At 64.8% G+C, this 20694-nt stretch carries 21 protein-coding genes and 1 riboswitch; of the genes, 9 read left to right on the forward strand and 12 right to left on the reverse strand.

The features are described 5' to 3' along the window. Positions 1–46 precede the first annotated feature (46 nt). Positions 47–2272 carry a TonB-dependent siderophore receptor gene (locus H8A92_RS18460; RefSeq protein WP_229197090.1) on the forward strand — a complete coding sequence of 742 codons (2226 nt, stop codon included), beginning with the start codon at positions 47–49 and terminating at the stop codon, positions 2270–2272. Positions 2273–2352: 80 nt separating this feature from the next. Here the strand turns inward: H8A92_RS18460 and H8A92_RS18465 are convergent, their stop codons facing one another. Genes H8A92_RS18465 through H8A92_RS18475 form a run of 3 tightly spaced genes read right to left on the reverse strand, consistent with a single transcriptional unit; the run spans position 2353 to position 5020 of the window. After that, positions 2353–3738: an ATP-binding protein gene (locus H8A92_RS18465; RefSeq protein WP_229197091.1), complete on the reverse strand. Its 1386-nt coding sequence runs from the start codon at positions 3736–3738 to the stop codon at positions 2353–2355. An 8-nt stretch (positions 3739–3746) separates the two neighbouring features. Further along, a complete protein-coding gene (locus tag H8A92_RS18470; protein WP_420831339.1) occupies positions 3747–4451 on the reverse strand; it encodes a response regulator in 705 nt (234 codons plus the stop codon). Between the two features lie 20 nt (positions 4452–4471). Beyond that, entirely contained in the window at positions 4472–5020 is a 549-nt protein-coding gene (locus H8A92_RS18475; RefSeq protein WP_420831338.1) for a MarR family winged helix-turn-helix transcriptional regulator, read from the reverse strand. A 330-nt stretch (positions 5021–5350) separates the two neighbouring features. Between H8A92_RS18475 and H8A92_RS18480 the strand changes: the two genes are divergently transcribed. From H8A92_RS18480 to H8A92_RS18495, 4 genes are all read left to right on the forward strand, one after another. Then, positions 5351–6430 carry a branched-chain amino acid aminotransferase gene (locus tag H8A92_RS18480; RefSeq protein WP_229197092.1) on the forward strand — a complete coding sequence of 360 codons (1080 nt, stop codon included), beginning with the start codon at positions 5351–5353 and terminating at the stop codon, positions 6428–6430. Between the two features lie 237 nt (positions 6431–6667). Further along, on the forward strand, positions 6668–8182 hold the full coding sequence (hisS, locus tag H8A92_RS18485; RefSeq protein WP_229197093.1) for a histidine--tRNA ligase: 1515 nt from the start codon (positions 6668–6670) through the stop codon (positions 8180–8182). Positions 8183–8300: 118 nt separating this feature from the next. Continuing rightward, positions 8301–8504: a tautomerase family protein gene (locus tag H8A92_RS18490; RefSeq protein ID WP_044538952.1), complete on the forward strand. Its 204-nt coding sequence runs from the start codon at positions 8301–8303 to the stop codon at positions 8502–8504. A gap of 156 nt (positions 8505–8660) precedes the next feature. Then, positions 8661–9071 carry a thioesterase family protein gene (locus H8A92_RS18495; RefSeq protein WP_229197094.1) on the forward strand — a complete coding sequence of 137 codons (411 nt, stop codon included), beginning with the start codon at positions 8661–8663 and terminating at the stop codon, positions 9069–9071. Between the two features lie 162 nt (positions 9072–9233). On the opposite strand, the gene proC is transcribed toward H8A92_RS18495, so the two are convergent. Then, positions 9234–9998 (reverse strand): pyrroline-5-carboxylate reductase, encoded by a 765-nt coding sequence (proC, locus tag H8A92_RS18500; protein ID WP_229197106.1) that lies wholly within the window; start codon positions 9996–9998, stop codon positions 9234–9236. Positions 9999–10260: 262 nt separating this feature from the next. After that, positions 10261–10761, reverse strand: a complete 501-nt coding sequence (locus H8A92_RS18505; RefSeq protein ID WP_229185331.1) for a type III secretion system chaperone family protein — start codon at positions 10759–10761, stop codon at positions 10261–10263. Between the two features lie 443 nt (positions 10762–11204). Next, positions 11205–11360, forward strand: a riboswitch (FMN riboswitch). Positions 11361–11438: 78 nt separating this feature from the next. On the opposite strand from H8A92_RS18505, the gene H8A92_RS18510 reads away from it, so the two are divergent. After that, complete coding sequence (locus tag H8A92_RS18510; RefSeq protein WP_229197095.1) at positions 11439–12020, forward strand: 6,7-dimethyl-8-ribityllumazine synthase; 582 nt, start codon at positions 11439–11441, stop codon at positions 12018–12020. 178 nt (positions 12021–12198) lie between these two features. After that, positions 12199–13005, forward strand: a complete 807-nt coding sequence (locus H8A92_RS18515; RefSeq protein ID WP_229197096.1) for an SDR family NAD(P)-dependent oxidoreductase — start codon at positions 12199–12201, stop codon at positions 13003–13005. 56 nt (positions 13006–13061) lie between these two features. On the opposite strand, the gene H8A92_RS18520 is transcribed toward H8A92_RS18515, so the two are convergent. The 7 genes from H8A92_RS18520 to H8A92_RS18550 form a co-directional block, all read right to left on the reverse strand. Next, entirely contained in the window at positions 13062–14015 is a 954-nt protein-coding gene (locus H8A92_RS18520) for a ribose-phosphate pyrophosphokinase (protein ID WP_229197097.1), read from the reverse strand. 178 nt (positions 14016–14193) lie between these two features. Continuing rightward, positions 14194–14814 (reverse strand): hypothetical protein, encoded by a 621-nt coding sequence (locus H8A92_RS18525; protein ID WP_229197098.1) that lies wholly within the window; start codon positions 14812–14814, stop codon positions 14194–14196. A gap of 118 nt (positions 14815–14932) precedes the next feature. Beyond that, positions 14933–15865 carry a MerR family transcriptional regulator gene (locus H8A92_RS18530; protein WP_229197099.1) on the reverse strand — a complete coding sequence of 311 codons (933 nt, stop codon included), beginning with the start codon at positions 15863–15865 and terminating at the stop codon, positions 14933–14935. 79 nt (positions 15866–15944) lie between these two features. After that, positions 15945–16712 carry a peptidoglycan editing factor PgeF gene (gene pgeF, locus H8A92_RS18535; RefSeq protein ID WP_229197100.1) on the reverse strand — a complete coding sequence of 256 codons (768 nt, stop codon included), beginning with the start codon at positions 16710–16712 and terminating at the stop codon, positions 15945–15947. After that, positions 16709–17767, reverse strand: a complete 1059-nt coding sequence (locus H8A92_RS18540; RefSeq protein ID WP_229197107.1) for a class I SAM-dependent methyltransferase — start codon at positions 17765–17767, stop codon at positions 16709–16711. Before H8A92_RS18540 ends, pgeF begins: the two co-directional genes overlap by 4 nt. An 83-nt stretch (positions 17768–17850) precedes the next feature. Further along, the gene (gene lgt, locus H8A92_RS18545; protein ID WP_229197101.1) at positions 17851–18693 is read right to left on the reverse strand and encodes a prolipoprotein diacylglyceryl transferase; all 843 of its coding nucleotides are present in this window, start codon (positions 18691–18693) and stop codon (positions 17851–17853) included. A 15-nt stretch (positions 18694–18708) separates the two neighbouring features. Continuing rightward, a complete protein-coding gene (locus tag H8A92_RS18550; protein ID WP_229197102.1) occupies positions 18709–19443 on the reverse strand; it encodes a dienelactone hydrolase family protein in 735 nt (244 codons plus the stop codon). A gap of 176 nt (positions 19444–19619) precedes the next feature. Here H8A92_RS18550 and H8A92_RS18555 point away from each other — a divergent pair, with 176 nt between their 5' ends. Further along, entirely contained in the window at positions 19620–19880 is a 261-nt protein-coding gene (locus H8A92_RS18555; protein WP_038388183.1) for an accessory factor UbiK family protein, read from the forward strand. A gap of 181 nt (positions 19881–20061) precedes the next feature. Further along, a partial coding sequence (locus H8A92_RS18560; RefSeq protein WP_229197103.1) for a 50S ribosomal protein L25/general stress protein Ctc occupies positions 20062–20694 on the forward strand: 633 nt, incomplete at its 3' end.

Raw genomic sequence — 20694 nt, forward strand, 5'->3', positions numbered from 1 at the left:
GCTTGGATCAACGGCTGCGATCAACGCGGCCCTTCTTGGTTCGATCATGCTTGCAGCAGCAGGTGCAAACGTCGCCAGCGCTCAGGCGCAAAGCAGTCCTCCGCAGAACAATGCCAGCGTGCTTCCGGCCGTGACGGTGGATCAGCCCGGCGCGGCGAAGAAGCGTGCTGCCGCTGCTTCAAGTCAGAACACCAGGTTTTCGCGCGCGGTCGCCGCGAACCGGCGCAGTCGTGTCGCTACACCTGCGCAGAGCCAGGCGCCGCGATCGCAGGGCAGCTCAGGCAATATCGGTACGACGACCGGTTACGTCGCGACCGGCAGTACGGCAGGAACCAAGACAAACACGGCGCTGATCGAAACGCCGCAGTCGCTCTCGGTGGTCACGCAACAGGAGCTCAGGGATCGCAACGTTCAGACACTCAAGGACGCCGTCAACTACACGCCCGGCGCGACGACCACGGCGTTCGGCTATGATCCGAGGTTCGATAGTTTCTACATCCGCGGCTTCGATGCGACCTACACCGGGATCTATCGCGACGGCCTGCGCCAAGGCGGCGGCAACTTCGCTATTCCAAAGATCGAGCCATACGGTCTCGACAGTGTATCGATCCTGCGTGGTCCGGCCTCGGGGCTCTATGGCCTCGGTTCTCCCGGAGGCATCGTCGATCTCACCACCAAGCGGCCGACGTTAACGCCGTTCGGCGAAGTGCAGCTGCAGGCCGGCACCTATGATCGCTATCAGGGCAGTTTCGATCTCGGTGGTCCGGTGCCCGGCAGCGATCAACTGTATTACCGGCTGACGGGTTTGCTGCGCGAGGCAAAGACCTGGTATCCCGGCAATGACGACGATCGCGCCTATATCGCGCCGGCGCTGACCTGGCGGCCGGACGCCGATACGTCGTTCACGATCCTCAGCGAATATCAAAGCAGCCGCACCGCCGCGAGCATCGGCAACTTCCGCACGCCCGACGGACAATTGACCAACATTTACTCGAACGATCCGGCCTTCAGCGCGATGGATCAGAAGCAGTATCGCATCGGCTATGCGTTCGAGCACAGTGTCGACGACGTCTGGACCGTGCGGCAGAATTTCCGCTTCTATCAGGTCGACACCGACGCGAAATACACCCAGATCGATTCGATCGACAGCAGCACCAATCTCGCGTCGCGCTCCGCCTGGCGCATCCTGGACAGCTTCAACACGGTGACGCTCGACAACCAGGCCGAGGCCAAGTTCATGCTCGGCGCGATCAAGAACACGGTGCTGTTCGGCGTCGATTACGGCCACTCCTACTACAACGACAAAATAGGCTACGGCGCGGCGCCGGATCTGAATCTCCTGACGATGAACTACGGCGCGCAGGCGATCGCGACACCGGCGTTCTCGATCTTCAACAAGCAATCGACTGACGAGGTCGGCGTCTACGCGCAGGAACAGGCCAAGCTCGGCGGCTTCGTCCTGACTCTCAACGGCCGCCAGAGCTGGGTGTCGCAGACCACGACGGCGGGTCTCGACGGCGAGCCGTCGACGCAGAAGGCGAATGCCTTCACCGGCCGCGCGGGCCTCGCTTACGTCTTCGATAGCGGCATTGCGCCCTATGTCAGCTACGCGACGTCGTTCGCCCCGCAGGTCGGTGTCGACGTGTCCGGGACGCCATTCAGGCCGACCACCGGCGAGCAGAAGGAGATCGGCATCAAGTACCAGATGCCGCAGCTTCCGGTGCTGTTGACCGCCGCGGTGTTCGACATCACCCAGGACAATGTGCTGCGCACCGATCCCGGCAACATGGCGTTCCAGGCCGCAACCGGCCAGATCGAATCCAAGGGCGTCGAGCTCGAAGCGAAGCTGGCGCTCAAGCAGGGGTTCGATCTCACCGCGGCCTACACCCATCTCAACGTCGTGATCACGCAGGGCAGTCCGGATACGACCGGCAACGAGCTGTCCGGCATTCCGCGCAATTCCTTCGCTGCCTTCGGCAAATACACCTTCCAGTCCGGCGTGCCCGTCGAGGGGCTCGGGCTTGGCCTTGGTGTGCGCTATATCGGGACCAACTTCGGCAACGACCAGAACACGTTCCAGAATGCGGCGAGAACGTTGTTCGATGCCGTGATCGACTACGATCTCGGCAAGCTGGACCGGCGATTGCTCGGCGCCACCGCGCGCCTGAACGCGACCAATCTGTTCGACACGCACTTCCAGACCTGCCAGTCCGGCTACTGCTATGCCGGCGAGCGGCGTCAGATGATCGGCACCCTGTCCTACCGCTGGTAGCTCTTGCCGCTGGTAGCTCTTGTTGTTTGGACGCGTTTTCTTCACGCGAACCGGCGTCCGCTTCGCTCGAAAACGCGAAGTTACACCGGCACCCGCACCGTGGCGCGCAGGCCGCCCATCGGGCTGTCGCCGAGCATGATGTCGCCGCCATGCGAGCGCGCAATGTCGCGGGCGATCGCAAGTCCGAGCCCGCTGCCGCCTTCATCCTGGTTGCGGGCATCGTCGAGCCGCAGGAAGGGCTTGAACACCTCCTCGCGCATGTTGGCGGGAATGCCGGGCCCGTCGTCGTCGACCGTGATGTTGAGATAGCGGTGGTCGCGCTGACCGGTGATCGAGATCGTGTTGGCGTGGCGCGCCGCGTTGGAGACGAGGTTGGCGAGGCAGCGCTTGAACGAGGCCGGCTTCACCGTGACGACCGGCAGGCCGTGGAACGCGACGGTCGCGATATGGCCGTGGCGCTCGGCGTCGCTGCGCAGTTCCTCCAGCGCCATCGCCATGTCGGTCGGTTGCGCGACCTCGCCGGAATCGCCGCGCGCGAAGGCGAGGTAATCCTCCAGCATCATCGACATCTCGTCGACGTCCTTGCGCATCGCGTCGATCTCGGGGCCTTCGCCGATCAAGGCGAGCTCGAGCTTGAAGCGGGTCAGGATGGTGCGCAGATCATGCGACACGCCGGCGAGCATTGCGGTGCGCTGCTCGATCGAGCGCTCGACGCGCGCCTTCATCTCGATGAAGGCCTGCGCCGCGCGCCGCACCTCGCGCGCGCCCCGCGGCCGGAAATTCGGCGCTTCGCGGCCCTTGCCGAAACTTTCGGCAGCGTCGGCCAGCCGCAGGATCGGTTTGATCTGGTTGCGCAGGAACAGCACGGCGACGATCAGCAGGATCGACGAGGTGCCGACCATCCAGAAGATGAAGATCTCCGAGTTGGAGGCGTAGGCCGCGCTGCGCTGGGCGAAGATCCGCATCACCGAATCGTCGAGCTGCACGCGGATCTCGACCAGGTTGGATTTGCCGACGGTGTCGATCCAGAATGGACGGCTGATCTGCCGGCCGAGCTGCACCGAGAGGGTCTGGTCGAGCAGCGAGAAGAACGGCTTCGGTCCCGGCGGGGGCATGTCGCCCGCGGGAAGGAAGTCGACCACCAGCTGCAGCTTCTGGGCGATGCCGCGCAGGTGCGCGCGGTCCTTGTCCTGCGGATAGGTCTTGTAGACGTCGATCAGCGCGGCGATGTCGGATACCACCGCGGCCGACAGGCGTCGCGTCACCGTGTTCCAGTGCCGCTCCATGAACACGAAGGCGACCACGGTTTGCAGGATCACCATCGGCACGATCATGATCAGCAGCGCGCGTGCGTAGAGGCCGGTCGGCATCCAGCTCTTGAACGCGTTGCCCATCCAGCCGTTCGCCTTCGAGACGCGCTGCGAGGCGTTCTTGATCAGGGTCAGGCCGGAGTCGAGCGTGCTCATGGGCTGTCTTATGGCGAGGCGACCAGGCGATAGCCGATGCCGCGGACCGCCTGGAGGAACAGCGGATTGGCGGGATCGTGCTCGATCTTGCGGCGCAGGCGGTTGATCTGCACATCGACCGCACGCTCGTTGACGGTGCCGCCGGAGGTCAGCTCGGCGCGCGGCACGGTCTCGCCGGGCGCGCTCGCAAGGATGCGCAGCATCTCGCGCTCGCGGTCGGTGAGATGGATGATCTCCTCGCCCTGACGCAGCTCACTGCGCTCGATGTGGAAGATGTAGGGGCCGAACGCGATCTGCTCGACGGTCACGACCTGCGGCGGCGCGGTGCGCTTGAGGATGTTGCCGATGCGCAGCACGAGCTCGCGCGGCTCGAACGGCTTGGCGACGTAATCGTCGGCGCCGATCTGCAGGCCCTCGATGCGGGCTTCCGCCTCGTGGCGCGCGGTCAGCATGATGATCGGCACCGTGGAGGAGCTGCGGATGAAGCGGGCAAGGTCGAAGCCGTTCTCGCCGGGCATCATCACGTCGAGGATGAGCAGGTCGAAATGCAGCCCGAGCAGCTTGGCGCGCGCGTCGGTGGCGCTCATTGCCGTCGTGACGCGATAGCCCTCGCTGGAGAGAAAGCGCGACAACAGGTCGCGAATGCGGCGGTCGTCGTCGACCAGAAGCAGATGCGGCGCGTCGTCGGCCGGTTCGATCGGCGCGCGCATCATGGTTGCAGCCTGCACCAGGTTCACTCCCTTGCTTTTCTGCCGCCGCCGAAGATCGCTTCGAGCACCTTGTCGGGATCGTCGCGGTCGATCATCGCGCGGAGGAACTGGCGAACCGTCTCGACGCCGGCCGGATCGATGCCGGCGATCGCGCGGTTGATGCGGTCGGTCTGCAACCCTGCGAGCTTGCCGACCAGCGCCTCGCCCTTCGGTGTGGCGTAGAGCAGGCGCTGCCGGCGGTCGTTGTTGCCGGTCTTCTGCACGATGTAGCCCTCGTCCAGGAGCTGCTTGAGCACGCGCCCGAGCGATTGCTTGGTGATGCGCAGGACATCGAGCAGGTCGGCAACCTTCAGCCCGGGATAGCGGGTGACGAAGTGGATGACGCGGTGGTGGGCGCGGCCGAAACCGAACGCCTCCAGCTCCTGGTCGGCGTCGCCGACAAAGTCGCGGTAGGCGAAGAACAAGAGCTCGATGATGTCCCAGCGCAGGTCGCGCGCGCCCGCCGCAGGAGCGTTCTCATCTCCCTGCGAATCGGGCTTGGCAGCCATGCCTGAGAAATTTATGTCAGTCATATTGACGTATCTTGGTCTCAATGTTACAAAACTGACCGTCGCGACGAAACATTAAGTCGTTTCGTCCTTGACAGCGTTTGACGCGGCCTGAAAAAGCCTGTGAGGCGGTTTGGGCCGCAAATTGGACTACCGTGCGATTGTCGAGCGGCATTTCGGCAAACATACTGGACTTCAGCACTCCGCAAAAGCATGTCTAAACGGCATGTTGGCGACGGAAACCGGCCGGATTGCCGGCGGTGGTGAAGTCCGGACCAGCCGAGCCTGATGGCTCCGGGGGAAACAGGCCAGCGCCCGATATGGCGCCGGTTCCGACAGCGGAAAGCAAGAAAAATGACTTTGAAATTCGACATCCAGCCTTCGCCGAATGCCACGTCCGACAAGGACCGCGCGGCGAAGCTCGTGGACCCGGGCTTCGGCCGCGTCTTCACCGACCACATGGCGATCGTCCGCTATAGCCAGGGCAAGGGCTGGCACAACGCCCGCGTCGAGGCACGCGCGAACTTCCCGCTCGATCCGGCAGGCGCGGTGCTGCACTACGCCCAGGAGATTTTCGAAGGTCTCAAGGCCTACAGGCGCGACGATGGCGGCGTGAACCTGTTTCGTCCCGACGCCAATGCTCGCCGCTTCCGCGATTCGGCCGAGCGCATGGCGATGGCGCCGCTGCCCGAGGATGTGTTCATCGAGGCGGTCGAGCAGCTGGTGCGGATTGATCGCGCCTGGATTCCGGGCGGCGAGGGCAGCCTCTATCTGCGGCCGTTCATGATCGCGAGCGAGGTCTTCCTCGGCGTGAAGCCGTCGGCGGAATACATCTTCTCGGTGATCGCCTCTCCGGTCGGCTCCTATTTCAAGGGTGGTCCCGCGCCGGTCTCGATCTGGGTGTCGGAGAATTACACGCGTGCCGCAATCGGTGGCACCGGCGCGGTCAAATGCGGCGGCAATTATGCTGCAAGCCTGCGCGCGCAGGCCGAGGCGATCGATCGCGGCTGCGACCAGGTCGTGTTCCTCGATGCGGTCGAGCGCCGCTATATCGAAGAGCTCGGCGGCATGAACATCTTCTTCGCCTTCGACGACGGCTCGCTGCTGACGCCGCCGCTCGGCACCATCCTGCCCGGCATCACCCGCGACTCGATCATCGCGCTCGCCAAGGATACCGGCACCCGCGTGCGTGAGGAGCCCTACACGATCCAGCAGTGGCGCGCCGATGCGGCCAGCGGCAAGCTGAAAGAGGCGTTCGCCTGCGGCACCGCCGCCGTGATCTCGCCGATCGGCAAGGTGTGCTCGGCGAGCGGCGACTTCCAGATCAGCGGCGGCGTGGCCGGCCCGGTCGCCATGGGCCTGCGCAAGAAGCTGGTCGACATCCAGTACGGTCGCACCAACGACCCGCATAACTGGATCAGAAACGTCGCCTGACGCGAGAGCGGTTCCACGGCTGAGGATTTCGATTTGGCGCCTCTTCCTGTGCAAGGGAGAGGCGCTTTCGCGATGAGACCATCAAGCCGCTGCTGAAATCGATGCCGAAGGGCGACGCCGGCGCGCTTCGCGCGCGGATGGAGCAGCCTTTGGAGCAGCCTTGAGGACCGGTGTTCGACCGCAGCGGAGGTGCAGAGCCGGGTTGCCGCTTCGCGCGTCCACTGATAAATGCCGCCAATGGCCGAGAAACCCAAAAAACCCCAGAAACTGAAGGCGCGCCTGCCGCGCGGACTGGAAGATCGCGGCCCGGCCGCGATCAATGCCACCCGGGCGATGGTCGAGAAGATCCGCGCCGTCTACGAGCTCTACGGCTTCGAGCCCGTCGAGACACCGGCGATGGAATATACCGACGCGCTCGGCAAATTCCTGCCGGACCAGGACCGTCCCAACGAGGGGGTGTTCTCGTTCCAGGACGATGACGAGCAGTGGATCTCGCTGCGCTACGACCTGACCGCGCCGCTGGCGCGTTACGTCGCGGAGAACTTCGACGCGTTGCCGAAGCCTTATCGTTCTTATCGATTTGGTTTTGTCTTCCGCAACGAGAAGCCCGGCCCCGGCCGCTTCCGCCAGTTCATGCAGTTCGACGCCGACACGGTCGGCTCGGCGACGCCGGCGGCCGACGCCGAGATCTGCATGATGGCGGCCGACACGATGGAAGCGCTCGGGATTCCGCGCGGCTCCTATGTCGTGAAGGTGAACAATCGCAAGGTGCTCGACGGCGTGCTCGAGGCCATCGGCCTCGGCGGCGACGAGAATGCAGGTCGCAGGCTCACGGTGCTGCGTGCGATCGACAAGCTCGACAAATTCTCTGCCGACGAGGTTCGCAAGCTGCTTGGTCCCGGGCGATGGGACGGCGGCGAAGAGGGCAAGGGCGACTTCACCAAGGGCGCCGAGCTGAGCCCCGCGGATGCCGATATCGTCCTGGCCGTCACTCAAAAGCGCGACGATTGGAAAGAGGCGATCGCTGCAGCCGAGACTTACCTGGCGAAGAGCGAAGTTGGTCAGGCCGGTGTGAGCGAGCTCGAAGAGATCGCCAAGCTGGTCGCGGCATCCGGTTACGACGCGGATCGCATCCGCATTGATCCCACCGTTGTTCGCGGTCTCGAATATTACACGGGGCCTGTCTACGAGGTTGAGCTGCTGCTCGACACCAAGGACGAGAAGGGGCGCCCGGTGCGCTTCGGCTCGGTCGGCGGCGGTGGCCGCTATGATGGCCTCGTCTCGCGCTTTCGCGGCGAGCCGGTGCCGGCGACCGGTTTCTCGATCGGTGTGTCGCGCCTGCAGGCCGCGCTGACCATGCTCGGTCAGCTCGACGCGAGGGCCGAGTTCGGCCCGGTCGTCGTCACCGTGTTCGATCGCGACCGCGTCGCCGATTACCAGAAGATGGTCGCGCAGCTGCGCCGGGAGGGCATCCGCGCCGAGCTCTATCTCGGCAATCCGAAGAACATGGGCAACCAGCTCAAATATGCCGACCGCCGCAACTCGCCCTGCGTCATCATCCAGGGTTCGGATGAGAAGGCGCGCGGCGAGGTGCAGATCAAAGACCTGATCGAGGGCGCCAAGGCGGCGGCCGCGATCGCCTCCAACCAGGAATGGCGCGAAACGCGCCCCGCGCAGTTCTCCTGCGCAGAGGCCGATCTGGTCGCCAAGGTCCGCGAAGTCCTGGCGCGGCATGACGTGGCGTGGGGATAGCCATTCGCTTGTGACGTCATGCCCGGCCTTGTGCCGGGCATCCACCTCTTGTTTGATGCACGCCACGTGGATGGCCGGGGTTAGCCCGACCATGGCGACAACAAGAGGGAGAGCAACAATGCCTGAGATCACCGTGAGCATGGCCGCCGGCCGCACCGACGAGCAGAAGGCCGGCATGATGCGCGACATCACCCAGGCGCTGGTGAAGAATCTCGGCGTCGATGCCGACGCAGTGGTGATTCAGATCAACGAAGCGCCGCTGCATCACAAGATGAAGGGCGGCAAGACCTTCGTCGAGCGCGCGGCTGCGGCGAAGAAATAGCCCGGCTTTCTCCACGGGTCGTCCCTGCGCAAGCAGGGACCCATAACCACAGGGTTGAGTTGTTGCATCGAGCTGCGGCCCAGCGTCGCGCTGCAAAAATCTTCGGTGGTTATGGGTCCCGGCCTACGCCGGGACGACAGTTTTTCTGAGGCGCCAATGGACGCACGTGACTTCATCAAGATCGGCATGAGCGCCGAGCGCATGCTGGTGGTGCCGCCGGAGCGCACGGTCGGGCATTTCGTGCCCGGCATGCCGATGGTCTATGCGACGCCGATGATGATCCTCGACATGGAGATGGCGTCGGGCGATGCGATCCGCTCTGCGTTGCAGCCCGGTTGGGTCACGGTCGGTACCGAGGTCGATATCCGCCATCTCGCGGCGGCACTCGTCGGCGCCACGGTGCGGACCACCTCGAAGGTGATCGCGGTCGAGCGCCGCGTGATCCGCTTCGAGGTCGAGGCGTTCGAGGGCACGCGCAAGCTCGGCGAAGGCCGCCATGCCCGCGGCCTGATCAATGTCGAGAGTTTCAACAGGCGGCTGGCCGGGATGTCGGGGCTGGCGCACTAGGCGAGGGCTCGAGGCGCATTATCCGGCAACTTGTTCGGACGTCATCCTGAGGTGCTCGCGAAGCGAGCCTCGAAGGATTGGCCGCGGGCCGTGCACCCTTCGAGGCTCGCTCCGCTCGCACCTTAGGGTGACGGGATAGAGCGTGATGGCGTAGGCGAGATGTTACTTCGCCAATTCCTTCGAGCGCCGTGTCGCCGCGGCAATCGCGCGGGTCATCAGCGGTTGCATGCCGTCATTTGCCATCAGCACCTCGAGTGCTGCAGCTGTGGTGCCGCCGGGCGAGGTGACGTTCTGCCGCAGGGTTGCCGAAGGCAGATCCGAACGATGCAGCAACTCGCCGGAGCCGGCGACGGTTGCGCGCGCCAGCGTGGTCGCAAGCTGCTCGGGCAGGCCGGCCGCGACGCCGGCGCGGGCCAGCTCCTCGGCGAGCAGGAAGACATAGGCCGGGCCGGAGCCGGAGACCGCCGTCACTGCATCCATCAGGCTTTCGTCGTCGACCCATTCGACGAGCCCGGTCGCCTTCAGCAGTGCATCCGTCATCGCGCGCTGCGCGGCGGTGACGCGTTTTGACGGCACCGCGACGGTGATGCCGCGGCCGATCGCCGCCGGCGTGTTCGGCATCGCGCGCACCACGGCGCCGCCGACGACCTCTTCCAAGGCTGAGATGGTCGTGCCGGCCATGATCGAGACCACGAGCGTCGAGGGGCCGATCAGGGCCTTCAGCGCGGCGCCGGCGTCGCGGAACGATTGCGGCTTCACCGCGACCACAAGCGTGTCGAGCGTGCCGAGATCCTTCGGTTGCGGATTGAGCCGGACACCTTTCGCGGCAAGCGCGGAGATCTCAGGTGAAAGATGCGGATCGATCACCGCGACCTGCGTGGGTGCAAGACCCTGCGCGAGCCAGCCGGTCAGCATTGCGCCGCCCATCTTGCCAGCGCCCGCAAGCGCGATGGTGCCGGAAGTATTCTTCAGTGCGCTGCTTGTGTTCACAGGTGGCTCCACAAACTCTGTGTCGTCCCGGCCTTGAGCCAGGACCCATAACCACAGGCGGTTCTAGTGAAGCGTGACGCCAGCGACAAGCAGTTTGCGTGAGCCCCGCGGCCGCGGAGTGTGGGTCCCTGCTCCCGTGCGCAATTGCGCACTAGGCAGGGACGACACCGAAAGTGTGGAAGCGTCGCGCTTCAGCCGTTTACGCTTCGCCCTCGGTATCGAACATCGCAGCCGCCATCGCCTCGGTGGTCGACTTGCCGGCCCACACCACGAACTGAAACGCCGGATAGTAGCGCTCGCAGGCGTGGATCGCGTTGACCACCATGGCCTCGCATTGCGAGGTGGAGGCGGTGAGGCCGCCCGGCAGCACCAGCGCCTGACGATGCATCACCATGCCGGTGTGGGTCCACAGATCGAAATGGCCGACCCACAATTGTTCGTTGATCGCGGCGACCAGCCGCTGCACTTCGGCGCGACGCGCCTGCGGCATCTTCATGTCGAAGGCGCAGGCGAGATGCAGCGCCTCGATCTCTCCCATCCAGGTGAAGGAGAGCTGATAGTCGATCCAGTCTCCCTTGGAGACGATCGTCACCTCGTCTTCGCCGGAACGCTCGAACGCCCAGTTGTTGTCGGTGGCGATATCCTCGACCACCGCAAGCGGGTTGTTCCGGGAATCGATAATGCTTTCGAGGAGGGACATGCCGTCTCGGACCTTGTTCTTATGATCGCTTGATACGCACACGGAAGCCGGCACTTGCGACATACTGCGTCGTGGCCGAGTGCAGTTCCTTGACCGGGCTTCCGGATGCCCCTGGACCTGACGCCGATGAAGTGATGTGATTTGCGGAATCCGCGCAACCGCACGCCGAGTCCGTCCACAGCCAAAGCGCGCATCGTCCACAGCTGATCTCCGCCACACTTGTGATTTGGAGAACAAATCGGAATCTCCGCATTGGAGTAACGATTTGTTAACCATTTGCACCCGCCTCGCCGCACGCGTGAATCAGCCTCCGGGCACTCATATCGCCTCCGCAAGGGCCGCAACACGCTCATGGGGACATGCTGTTTGCCCATGCCAAAGGCCTTGCCCGGCTGTCGCGGTTTGGTCATATTTCGTCTCAGGCACGTCCATCCCGGGCGTGCCGATGTTCTCAGGGCGGGGTGAAAATCCCCACCGGCGGTAAAGGGCGATGAGCCCAAGCCCGCGAGCGCCTTCTTTTCGCGAAGCGGAAGGAAGGGTCAGCAGATTCGGTGCAATTCCGAAGCCGACGGTTACAGTCCGGATGAAAGAGAACGGTTGCGGCAGCCAACGCGATTTTCGCGTGGGCTCGTGTCGTTGTCCGTGTGCCCTGATTCTGGTCCTGAAAGAGGAAAGCCATGAATCAGATGTTGCAAGACACTGAAGTTCAAGACGCTGAAATCCAAACCTCCCAAGCAGAAAATGCTCCCGATACGCCGGCACATCCGCCGACGCCGGAGCATCCGCATTTCGCGAAGCCGCAGCGCGTTGCCTTCGTGCAATCGTCCTGGCATCGCGATGTGGTGGAGGAGTGCCGCATCTCCTTCCTGAAGGAGATCGAGGCGCGCCACATCACCAATGTGGACGTGTTCGAGGTGCCGGGCTCGTTCGAGATCCCGCTGCATGCGCAGCTCCTGGCGAAGACGCGCCGCTACACCGCGATCGTCGCTGCCGGGCTCGTCGTCGACGCTGGCATCTATCGCCACGAGTTCGTCGCCGACACCGTGATCAAGGCACTGATGGATGTGCAGTTGCGCACCGAGGTGCCGGTGTTCTCGGCGGTGCTGACGCCGCAGCAGTTCCATGAGACCGAGGTGCATTACGACTTCTTCCGCAAGCACTTCGTGATCAAGGGGATCGAGGTCGCGGAAGCCTGCGCCAACACGCTGCTCAGCCTGGAACGCCTGCGCGGCCAGGTCGCGGCGGGGATTCCCGGCTAACGCGCATGATCCGGAAAAGTGCGAAGCGGTTTTCCGGAAAGATCATACGCCAATAGGGAGGCCTCGGAGCCTCGAAGATCCAACGCAAAAGCGATCCCGGCATGCGCGCCGGGATCGCTCTCGCGGCCAGCGCGTTCGGTTATGCTTGCCGGCATAACCAAATGTGCGGGAGGCGCTCATGACCGAACAACATTCTTCCGACTGGCTCGGCCTGTCGGGCCGCGTTGCCGTCGTCACCGGCGGAGGCGGCGGCATCGGCCGCGCCACCGCGGTCAGCTTCGCGCGCGCCGGCGCCAAGGTCGCTGCGCTCGATCGCGACGAGCGCGGGCTTGCGGAGACCAAGGCAAAGCTTCGCGAGTTCGGCGACGGCCATCTCGTCGCAAGCTGCGACACCACCCGCGAGGACAACGTCGCTGTCGTCGCGGACACCGTCGCGCGCACGCTCGGTGCTTGCGACATCCTCGTCAACACCGCGGCGGTGCTGCGCCCCGGCGGGCTCGACACGCTGCCCCTCGCCGAATGGAATGCGGTGCTGGCGGTCAATCTGACCGGCTATTTCATCTGCGCGCAGGCGTTCGGCCGGCAGATGCGCAAGCTGGGGCGCGGCAGCCTCATTCACGTCGCCTCGATCGCCGCCAGCAATGCGCAGGGGCAGAGCGGCGCCTACAGCGTCAGCAAGGCCGCCGTCGTGATGCTCTCGCAGCAACTCGCCGCCGAATGGGGCCCGCACGGTATCCGCAGCAATGTGGTCAGTCCGGGCCTTGTCGTCACGCCGATGAGCCAGGCGTTCTACGATACGCCAGGGGTCACCGAGCGGCGCACTGCCGTGGTGCCGATGCGCCGGATCGGCGCGCCGCAGGACATGGCGGACGCGACCCTGTTCCTGGCGAGCGACCGGTCGTCCTATGTCAATGGCGAGGAAATCATCGTCGATGGCGGCTATGCGCGGACGCTGATGAGTCACGTGCCGCGGCCGGGGTTTTAAGAACGCCGCATCTGCAAATTCAGTGTCGTCCCTGCTTTCGCAGGGACGACAGGGTATTAGTCAAACAGGCTCGACACCGACTCTTCCGCCGCGGTGCGGCCGATCGCTTCGGCGATCAGGCCGGCGATCGAGATCTGGCGGATGTTCGGCGCCTTGTTGACGGCCTCGGTCGGCAGGATCGAGTTGGTGATGACCAGTTCCTTCAGCCGCGACGATGCAATGCGCGCGGCAGCCCCGCCGGACAGCACGCCGTGGGTGATGTAGGCCGAGACTTCCTTGGCGCCGTGCGCGATCAGCGCCTCGGCCGCGTTCACCAGCGTGCCACCGGAGTCGACGATGTCGTCGACCAGGATGCAATTGTAGCCGGCGACATCGCCGATCACGTTCATCACCTCGGACTCACCGGGACGCTCGCGGCGCTTGTCGACGATCGCGAGCGGGGTATTGATGCGCTTGGCGAGGCCGCGGGCACGCGCCACGCCGCCGACGTCGGGCGACACCACCATCACCTTGGCAAGGTCGAACTTTTCCCTGATGTCGCGCACCATCAAGGGCGCCGCGAACAAATTGTCGGTCGGGATGTCGAAGAAGCCCTGGATCTGGCCGGCGTGCAGGTCGAGCGTCATGACGCGGTCGACGCCGGCATGGGCGATCAGATTGGCGACGAGCTTGGCCGAGATCGGCGTGCGCGAGCCGGAGCGGCGGTCCTGCCTGGCATAGCCGAAATAGGGGATCACTGCCGTGATGCGGCGTGCCGAGGATCGGCGCAGCGCGTCGGTGATGATCAGCAGTTCCATCAAATTGTCGTTCGCCGGATACGACGTCGACTGCAGGATGAACATGTCCGAGCCGCGGACGTTCTCCTGAATCTCGACGAAGATCTCCATGTCGGCGAAGCGCCGGACCACGGCCTTGGTCAGTTCAATGCCAAGTCCCTTGGCGATTTCTTGCGCCAGCGCAGGATTGGAGTTGCCGGCGACGAGCTTGATTGATCCGTTCTTTGCCGACATCGATGCTTCCCCCCGCGCCTTGCTGGATACGACGTTCAGCATCTCAAGTCCTTACAGAACCGGCGGGTTTTCGGTGCGCGAGGGAATATCAGGCAGGCGGCTCGGATGGCAACCCATTAGCTGCTTTCGCCGCCGTTTTCCTGGGCAAAAAACGCCTTTCCCCGGGAGGTACCCGGGGTTAGTCGGCCGAATAGCCGAGCGCCACGGTCTCGGACGCCGCCGCGGCCGGGGCGCTCGCCACCGTCGGCCCACGGAGCTCCGGTGCCGGGGCGGGCGCCAGGCCATCCGCCGGGCCGCCGTTGATCATGCTGGACAGGCCGCTGAGGCCGGCCTGGGCGATCTTGCGCAGCACCAGATCGTCGGCCGCGGCCCAGGCGTCGCGGCCGGCCTTGCCGGCGGGTTCTTCACCCGAAAGCCGGAGCGCCCGTTGCTGATTGCTGTCGTAGACGTCCCATACCCACGAGATCATGGTGCGGCCGCGCACCACTTGCGCCGACAGATAGCTGCGCACGCGGTAGGCCGCGGTGCCCTGGCGCGACACGACCGACAGGCTGCGCAGCTTGGATTCGCTGTCGAGCACCCCCACCATGCGGTCGAACACCTGGGGCGGCGGGCCGTCGATCGATTCGAAGGCAACAGTTGCCCCGCCGCTCGCCGGCGTGGCCATGGCGTAGGAGTCGGCAGCGCCGCCGCCGGCCGCGCATCCGCCAAGCACGCCCGCGATCGCCAGCCAGGTGACTGCGATCGCGGCACGCACGACTGTCCCAGTTTGAAACTGGTGGTCTGACGCATCCCTCATTGCGTCCTGCGATATCGTTAAAACGGCTTAACGTCTAGGGCAGGACGGCCACAGCACTTAACCGATCCGGCCGGCCGGACCGGGGAGAGGATCGAATTCCTTGCTCGATACTTCGGGCTCAGTCGGCCAGATGATGCCGCATCGCTTCGGTGATCCAGGCCCATTCGCGGTTCGGGCTCGCGTCCGGCTTCTGTCCGCGCATGATGGCGACGAGCTCCCAGTAGCGGGCCGCACGGGCGTCGTGCAGCGCATATTTGCCGCGAATCCAGTTGCGGAATTCCTGGTCGGGTTCTCGCTTCAGCAATCGCGCCGAGGTCTCCAGCCAGTCGCGGGCCAGGTCCTGGCCGGCCTGCGACGTCGGCGCGAGATCGCGCGCGATGATCTCTTTGGCTCTTGCCAGCACGGTCTCGTTGGCCGCCTGCCAGGCAGCGAGATCCAGCACGTGGTGATTCCAGACGTCCTCTGCGTTGGCGCGGATGTTGGCGACGAGAGTGGGATCGCCCAGCATCCCCGACAGCTCGGTCCAGGCATCGCATTGCTCCGGCGTCGGCTCGTCCGGCAATTCGGGCACGCTGGTCTCGATCATCTGCCGGATCCATTTCCGGTCGATGTTGATGCCGTCGGACACTTTCTCGAAAAAGCGTTCGACGACGTTGCGGCGCTCGGTGCGGGATAGCTGCGTCATGGTCAGAAATCTCCTCAAGTCTGCTTCGGTGAGTTGCGGTGAGCGCAACGCAGCCCGCAGGGCCGAGGCGACGCGGCGCTGGGCCGCGATCTCCGCTTCCAGCGTCTCGAGGCGGAGCTTCAGCGCTTCGACCAGCGAGAGTTCCTTGGTCAGGACCTCACTGATCGCGTCGAGACCGAGCCCTGCATCGCGCAGGCAGCGGATCAGGTCGAGGCGAACGAGCTCTGCGTCGGTGAAGACGCGATAGCCGCTCGCGGTGCGGCCGGCCGGCGGCAGCAACCCCTGGTCCGAATAGAAGCGGAGCTTGCGGACGGAAATTCCGCTGAGCCGCGCCGCCTCGCCGATGCTGTAGGTGCGTTGTGTCATGCGCCGCTTGTCCGGTCTCCAGCAGGTGGAGAGTCAAGACGCTTGTCGCATGAAAATGAAGAGGACGCGCGGCGGCGCGTCAGCGTTCCAGCGCGATGGCGTGAACGAGCCGGCCGTAATCGGCTTCCCTGCGGTGCACGGAGCGGCGGTAGCTGAAACAGCGTTCGTCGGAATAGGTGTCGATGCCGAGATCGTCGATCATCAGCACGCCGGCATTTTCCAGCCGCATGCGGATGAAGCCGGCAAGATCGAACATCGCATGGCCGTCGCGTTCGGCGGGAATGAAGAACATGCCGTTCTCGGCATCGGCCTCGATGAAGCGCTCGACGAATTCGCGTCCGACCTCGTAGGACTCCTTGCGGATCAGCGGCCCGATGGCGGCGACGATGCCGCCGCGCTCCGCGCCGAGCTTCTCCATCGCATCGATGGTCGATTCCAGCACACCGGTCAGCGCGCCCTTCCAGCCGGCATGCGCTGCACCGATCACCCGCGCACTGGGATCGACGAACAGGATCGGGCCGCAGTCGGCCGTCGTGACCGATATCGCGAGGCCTTCGGTGCGGGTGACGAGCGCATCCGCCTTCGGGCGCGCTGCGCCATTCCACGGGTTGTCCACGACGACGACGTCGGGCGAGTGAACCTGGTGCACACTGATCAAATGATCGAGCGGCACGCCGAGCTGCTCGGCCATCCGCCGCCGGTTCTCCACGACCTTGGCCGGATCGTCGTTGGAGCCGAGCCCGCCGTTGAGCGCGGCATAGATTCCATCGGAGACGCCGCCCTCGCGCGAGAAGAAGGCGTGGCGCAGGCCAGGTATGGCCGACAGCAGCGGTGATCCCAATGTCATTGTTCGGTCTCGTCAGGCTGATCGCTCAGTCCGGCGATCGAGGTGAGGCGCGGGTCGGAGATGGCCATGACCTTGAACATCGAGCCCATCCCGCCGCGTCCGGAATCGGTCAGCCGTTTCAGCGCACCGGCGACGTCGGCGGAGACTTCGGGGCTTGCTTTCGCCATCAATCCGGCAGCTCGGGCCTCGACGCCGAGGCGCTTGAGGAAGGCGCCCTGCGTCGCCGGCCCGTGCACGCGCGCGCCGACATCCTCGGCGGCCCGTGCCAGGGCCTGGAAATCGACATGCGCGGTCACGTCGGCTTGTCCCGGGTTCTTCAGCGGGTCGGCGAAGCTGTGGCGTGCGATCGCCTGGAAGGTGTCGCCGGCGTCGCTGCGCAGATGGCCGTAGTCGATGATCAGCGCGGCGCCGTCCTGGTCGCGCACCCGCGTGGCAAGCTTCATGATCTCGTTGTCGGGCCGCCATTCGAACACCGCGCCGAGCGGCGCGGCGCGCACCAGCGGCGGCAGCAGCACCTCGAAGTGTGGTGTCGGCTCGACGGCAGGTGCGAAATACAGGCTGCCATTGGCATCCATCCCGACCGTGCGCTCGTGCCACCCGGTCTCGCGGCGGACCATCTGGTGGATCGGCAGCACGTCGAAATATTCGTTGGCGAGGATCACCGCCGGCCCCTCGGGGACGTCGTCGATGCTGTCGTGCCAGGTGATGTTGCGCACGCCGGTCAGCGTCGCGTGCTGCTTCTCGCGCAGCACCGGATTGACCTCGACGAGGTGGATGCTGAGCGACTGGTAGAGCGGCGGCAGCACGCGCAGCGCACGCAGCGCGTCGGACATCATGGTGCCGCGGCCGGGCCCGAGCTCGACCAGGCGGAGCGTCTCGGGTGAGCCGATCGCGCGCCAGATCGAGGCGCTCCATAGCCCGAGCAGTTCGCCGAACATCTGGCTGACCTCGGGCGCGGTGGTGAAATCGCCCTCGCGGCCGAGCGGATCGCGCGACAAATAGTAGCCGTAATGCGGATGCATCAGGCACAATTCCATGTAGCGCCAGACCGGCATCGGCCCGGACAATTTGATCAGCTTCCTGATCTCATCCAGCAGCGGGGAGGGTTCGCTCACGGCCTTCCTTGGATTGCACTTGCTTACGTTGAACTCGGCGCCGGCCCGTTCGCCCTGCGGCGGACGGCGGCCGTGATGATGATAGCGCCCACGATGATCATTGGCACCGACAGCAGCATGCCCATGGTCAGTCCGCCCCACAGGAATCCGAGCTGCGGGTCCGGTTCCCGGAAGTGCTCGCCGATGATCCGGGCAATGCCGTAGATCGTAATGAAGCTGCCGAGGATCAGGCCGGGCCGCTTGAGCGCACCCATCCGGATCATGATCGCCAACGCCGTGAACAGCACGATGCCCTCGAGCCCGGCCTCATAGAGCTGGCTCGGGTGGCGCGGCAACGGCCCGCCATTGGGAAAGATCATGGCCCAGGGCAGGCTTGCATCGGCGTGCCGGCCCCACAATTCGCTGTTGATGAAGTTGGCGAGCCGGCCGAGGAGCAGCCCGATCGGCGCGACCGCCGTGGTGATGTCGCCGAGCGACAGGATCGGAATGTTGTTGCGGCGGGCAAACAGCATCACCGCGGCGACGCAGCCGAGGAAGCCGCCGTGGAAGGACATGCCGCCCTTCCACAATTCGAGGATCTCGGACGGGTGCGCGATAAAGAACGGCAGATTGTAGAACAGCACATAGCCGGTGCGGCCGCCGACGATGATGCCGATGGTGACCCAGAGGATGAAGTCATCGAGCTGCGGCAGCGTGATCGGCACCTCGCCGCCCCACAGCCGGTCCTTCTTGATCAGCGAGCGGGCGTAGATCCAGCCCAGCACGATGCCGACGATATAGGCGAGCGCATACCAGCGGATCACGATCGGCCCGAGCGCGAGCGCGACGGGGTTGAACACCGGAAAGTCGATCAGCAGGAACGGCATCGTGCGGGTTGAGACTCACTTCACGAGGTTGCGCCGGTACAGCGCCAGCAGCCGCTCCCAATGGCGTTCGGCGGCGTCGCGGTCATAGACCGGGCGCTTGGGGAACGCAAAGCCGTGATGGGTGCCGGGATAGATCTCGACCTCGTTGTTCGATCCCTTCATGCCGGCCTTCACCTGTTCGATGATTTGCTGAGGCGCGTAGATATCGGTCTCGGCGCAGGCGAAATAGAGTTCGGCCTTGGTCTTTTGCGCGGCAAGATGCGGGCTGTCGGGCTGATCGGTCGCCAGATGCGTGCCGTAGACCGAAGCGGCGGCCTTGACGCGGTCGCCGAAATGCGTCGCCGCGTTCACCGCATAGCGACCGCTCATGCAGTAGCCGACGGTGCCGATGATCTCTGTGTCGGCGGCCTTCTGCGTCTCGGCATAGGCGAGCAGGCCCCGGGTGTCTTCCATGACGAGGGGAATGTTGAGCGAGTGCATCAGCTCGAACATGCGCTTGCGTTCGGGCGACTCCGGATCGGGATTGATCGGGCCGAGCTCCATCACGCCGGCGCGGTAATACATATTCGGCAGCATCACATAGTAGCCGGAGGTGCCGAGCCGGCGCGCCATGTCGCGCAGCTCGTCGCGGATCGCCGGTGCATCCATGTAGAAGATCACGACCGGGAAGGGGCCGCCGCGCTCGGGATGGGTGATGAAGGTGGTGGTCTTGCCGTCCTTGGTCGGGATTTCGACGGTCTCTTCGATCATGGCGTTTCTGCTCGCGTTATGTGTGCGATTTTTGTTGTGGGTTCATACGATTGCAAGGAAACCGGAGCATGACAAGGCAAGCTGCGAGAGGCCTGCCATTCGCGGCGGACTTGAACCGGGTGGCCGACATCGCCATTGTCTTATCGCGATTCAGTGAACGCGGAGAGTTTTGCGAGATGACCCAGACCAGCAACCGGTTTTTCGACGAGATCGGCCGTCTGATGAACGATGCCGCGGGTGCCGCCCAGGGCGTCAAGCGCGAGGTCGACACGGTCATGCGCAACCAGGCCGAACGGATCCTGCGTGACCTCGACGTGGTCAAGCGCGAGGAATTCGACGCGGTCAAGGACATGGCCCGCCTGGCGCGCGAGGAGAACGAGGCGCTGAAGGCCCGGATCGCTGCGCTGGAAGCCAAGCTCGGCGGTTCAGCCGGCTGATCTTTTCACCCTCCCTCTTCAGGGGGGAGTGAGAAAAATCCCTTCATTTCCTTGTCATTCGGGCCCTTTGGGGCTAAAAGCCCGCCACGTCCGCGGCCCCCGCACCCCTGGAGGCTTGCTGTGGACTTGAGCATGGGCCGCGCTGCGGCCTTTAACTTTTTAAATACAAGGACTTAACGCTATGGCGACCGTCAAGGAATTGAAGGCGACCGCGCGTCCGAAGAGCGGCAAGGGGGCCGCCCGGGCAGAGCGTCGCGCCGGGAGAGTTCCCGGAGTGATCTACGGAGACAACCAGCCCCCCGTCACCATCTCGGTCGACGATCGTGAACTGCGCCAGCGCATCCTGGCAGGCCGGTTCCTGACCACGCTGTTCGATATCGATGTCGAGGGCAAGAAGCATCGCGTGATTCCGCGCGACTACCACCTCGACCCGGTGAAGGACTTCCCGCTCCATGTCGACTTCATGCGGCTCGGCGAAGGTGCAACCATCCGCGTCAGCGTGCCGCTGCACATCGTGAACGGTGAAAGCTCGCCGGGCGTCAAGCGCGGTGGCACCGTCAACATCGTCACCCACGCGCTCGATCTCGAGTGCTCGGTTGACAACATTCCGCAGTACATCGAGGCCGACGTCGGCGCGCTCGAGATCAGCTATTCGCTGCATCTCTCCGACGTCAAGCTGCCCGCGGGTGTGAAGTCGCTGACCCGCGAGGACGCGACGCTCGTCACCATCGTGCCGCCGTCCGGCTACGCCGAAGAGCAGAAGGCCGCTGCTGCGGCGGCTGCTGGTGGCGCTGCTCCGGCCGCGGGTGCTGCG

This window comes from Bradyrhizobium acaciae (assembly GCF_020889785.1).
In the GTDB taxonomy this organism is placed as follows: Bacteria; Pseudomonadota; Alphaproteobacteria; order Rhizobiales; family Xanthobacteraceae; genus Bradyrhizobium; species Bradyrhizobium acaciae.

Coding starts and splice junctions, on each gene's coding strand:
- H8A92_RS18460 (WP_229197090.1), top strand. CDS start 47: ATGCTTGCAGCAGCAGGTGCAAACGTCGCCAGCGCTCAGGCGCAAAGC.
- H8A92_RS18465 (WP_229197091.1), bottom strand. CDS start 3,738: ATGAGCACGCTCGACTCCGGCCTGACCCTGATCAAGAACGCCTCGCAG.
- H8A92_RS18470 (WP_420831339.1), bottom strand. CDS start 4,451: ATGATGCGCGCGCCGATCGAACCGGCCGACGACGCGCCGCATCTGCTT.
- H8A92_RS18475 (WP_420831338.1), bottom strand. CDS start 5,020: ATGACTGACATAAATTTCTCAGGCATGGCTGCCAAGCCCGATTCGCAG.
- H8A92_RS18480 (WP_229197092.1), top strand. CDS start 5,351: ATGACTTTGAAATTCGACATCCAGCCTTCGCCGAATGCCACGTCCGAC.
- hisS (WP_229197093.1), top strand. CDS start 6,668: ATGGCCGAGAAACCCAAAAAACCCCAGAAACTGAAGGCGCGCCTGCCG.
- H8A92_RS18490 (WP_044538952.1), top strand. CDS start 8,301: ATGCCTGAGATCACCGTGAGCATGGCCGCCGGCCGCACCGACGAGCAG.
- H8A92_RS18495 (WP_229197094.1), top strand. CDS start 8,661: ATGGACGCACGTGACTTCATCAAGATCGGCATGAGCGCCGAGCGCATG.
- proC (WP_229197106.1), bottom strand. CDS start 9,998: ATGGGCGGCGCAATGCTGACCGGCTGGCTCGCGCAGGGTCTTGCACCC.
- H8A92_RS18505 (WP_229185331.1), bottom strand. CDS start 10,761: ATGTCCCTCCTCGAAAGCATTATCGATTCCCGGAACAACCCGCTTGCG.
- H8A92_RS18510 (WP_229197095.1), top strand. CDS start 11,439: ATGAATCAGATGTTGCAAGACACTGAAGTTCAAGACGCTGAAATCCAA.
- H8A92_RS18515 (WP_229197096.1), top strand. CDS start 12,199: ATGACCGAACAACATTCTTCCGACTGGCTCGGCCTGTCGGGCCGCGTT.
- H8A92_RS18520 (WP_229197097.1), bottom strand. CDS start 14,015: ATGTCGGCAAAGAACGGATCAATCAAGCTCGTCGCCGGCAACTCCAAT.
- H8A92_RS18525 (WP_229197098.1), bottom strand. CDS start 14,814: ATGAGGGATGCGTCAGACCACCAGTTTCAAACTGGGACAGTCGTGCGT.
- H8A92_RS18530 (WP_229197099.1), bottom strand. CDS start 15,865: ATGACACAACGCACCTACAGCATCGGCGAGGCGGCGCGGCTCAGCGGA.
- pgeF (WP_229197100.1), bottom strand. CDS start 16,712: ATGACATTGGGATCACCGCTGCTGTCGGCCATACCTGGCCTGCGCCAC.
- H8A92_RS18540 (WP_229197107.1), bottom strand. CDS start 17,767: ATGCCGGTCTGGCGCTACATGGAATTGTGCCTGATGCATCCGCATTAC.
- lgt (WP_229197101.1), bottom strand. CDS start 18,693: ATGCCGTTCCTGCTGATCGACTTTCCGGTGTTCAACCCCGTCGCGCTC.
- H8A92_RS18550 (WP_229197102.1), bottom strand. CDS start 19,443: ATGATCGAAGAGACCGTCGAAATCCCGACCAAGGACGGCAAGACCACC.
- H8A92_RS18555 (WP_038388183.1), top strand. CDS start 19,620: ATGACCCAGACCAGCAACCGGTTTTTCGACGAGATCGGCCGTCTGATG.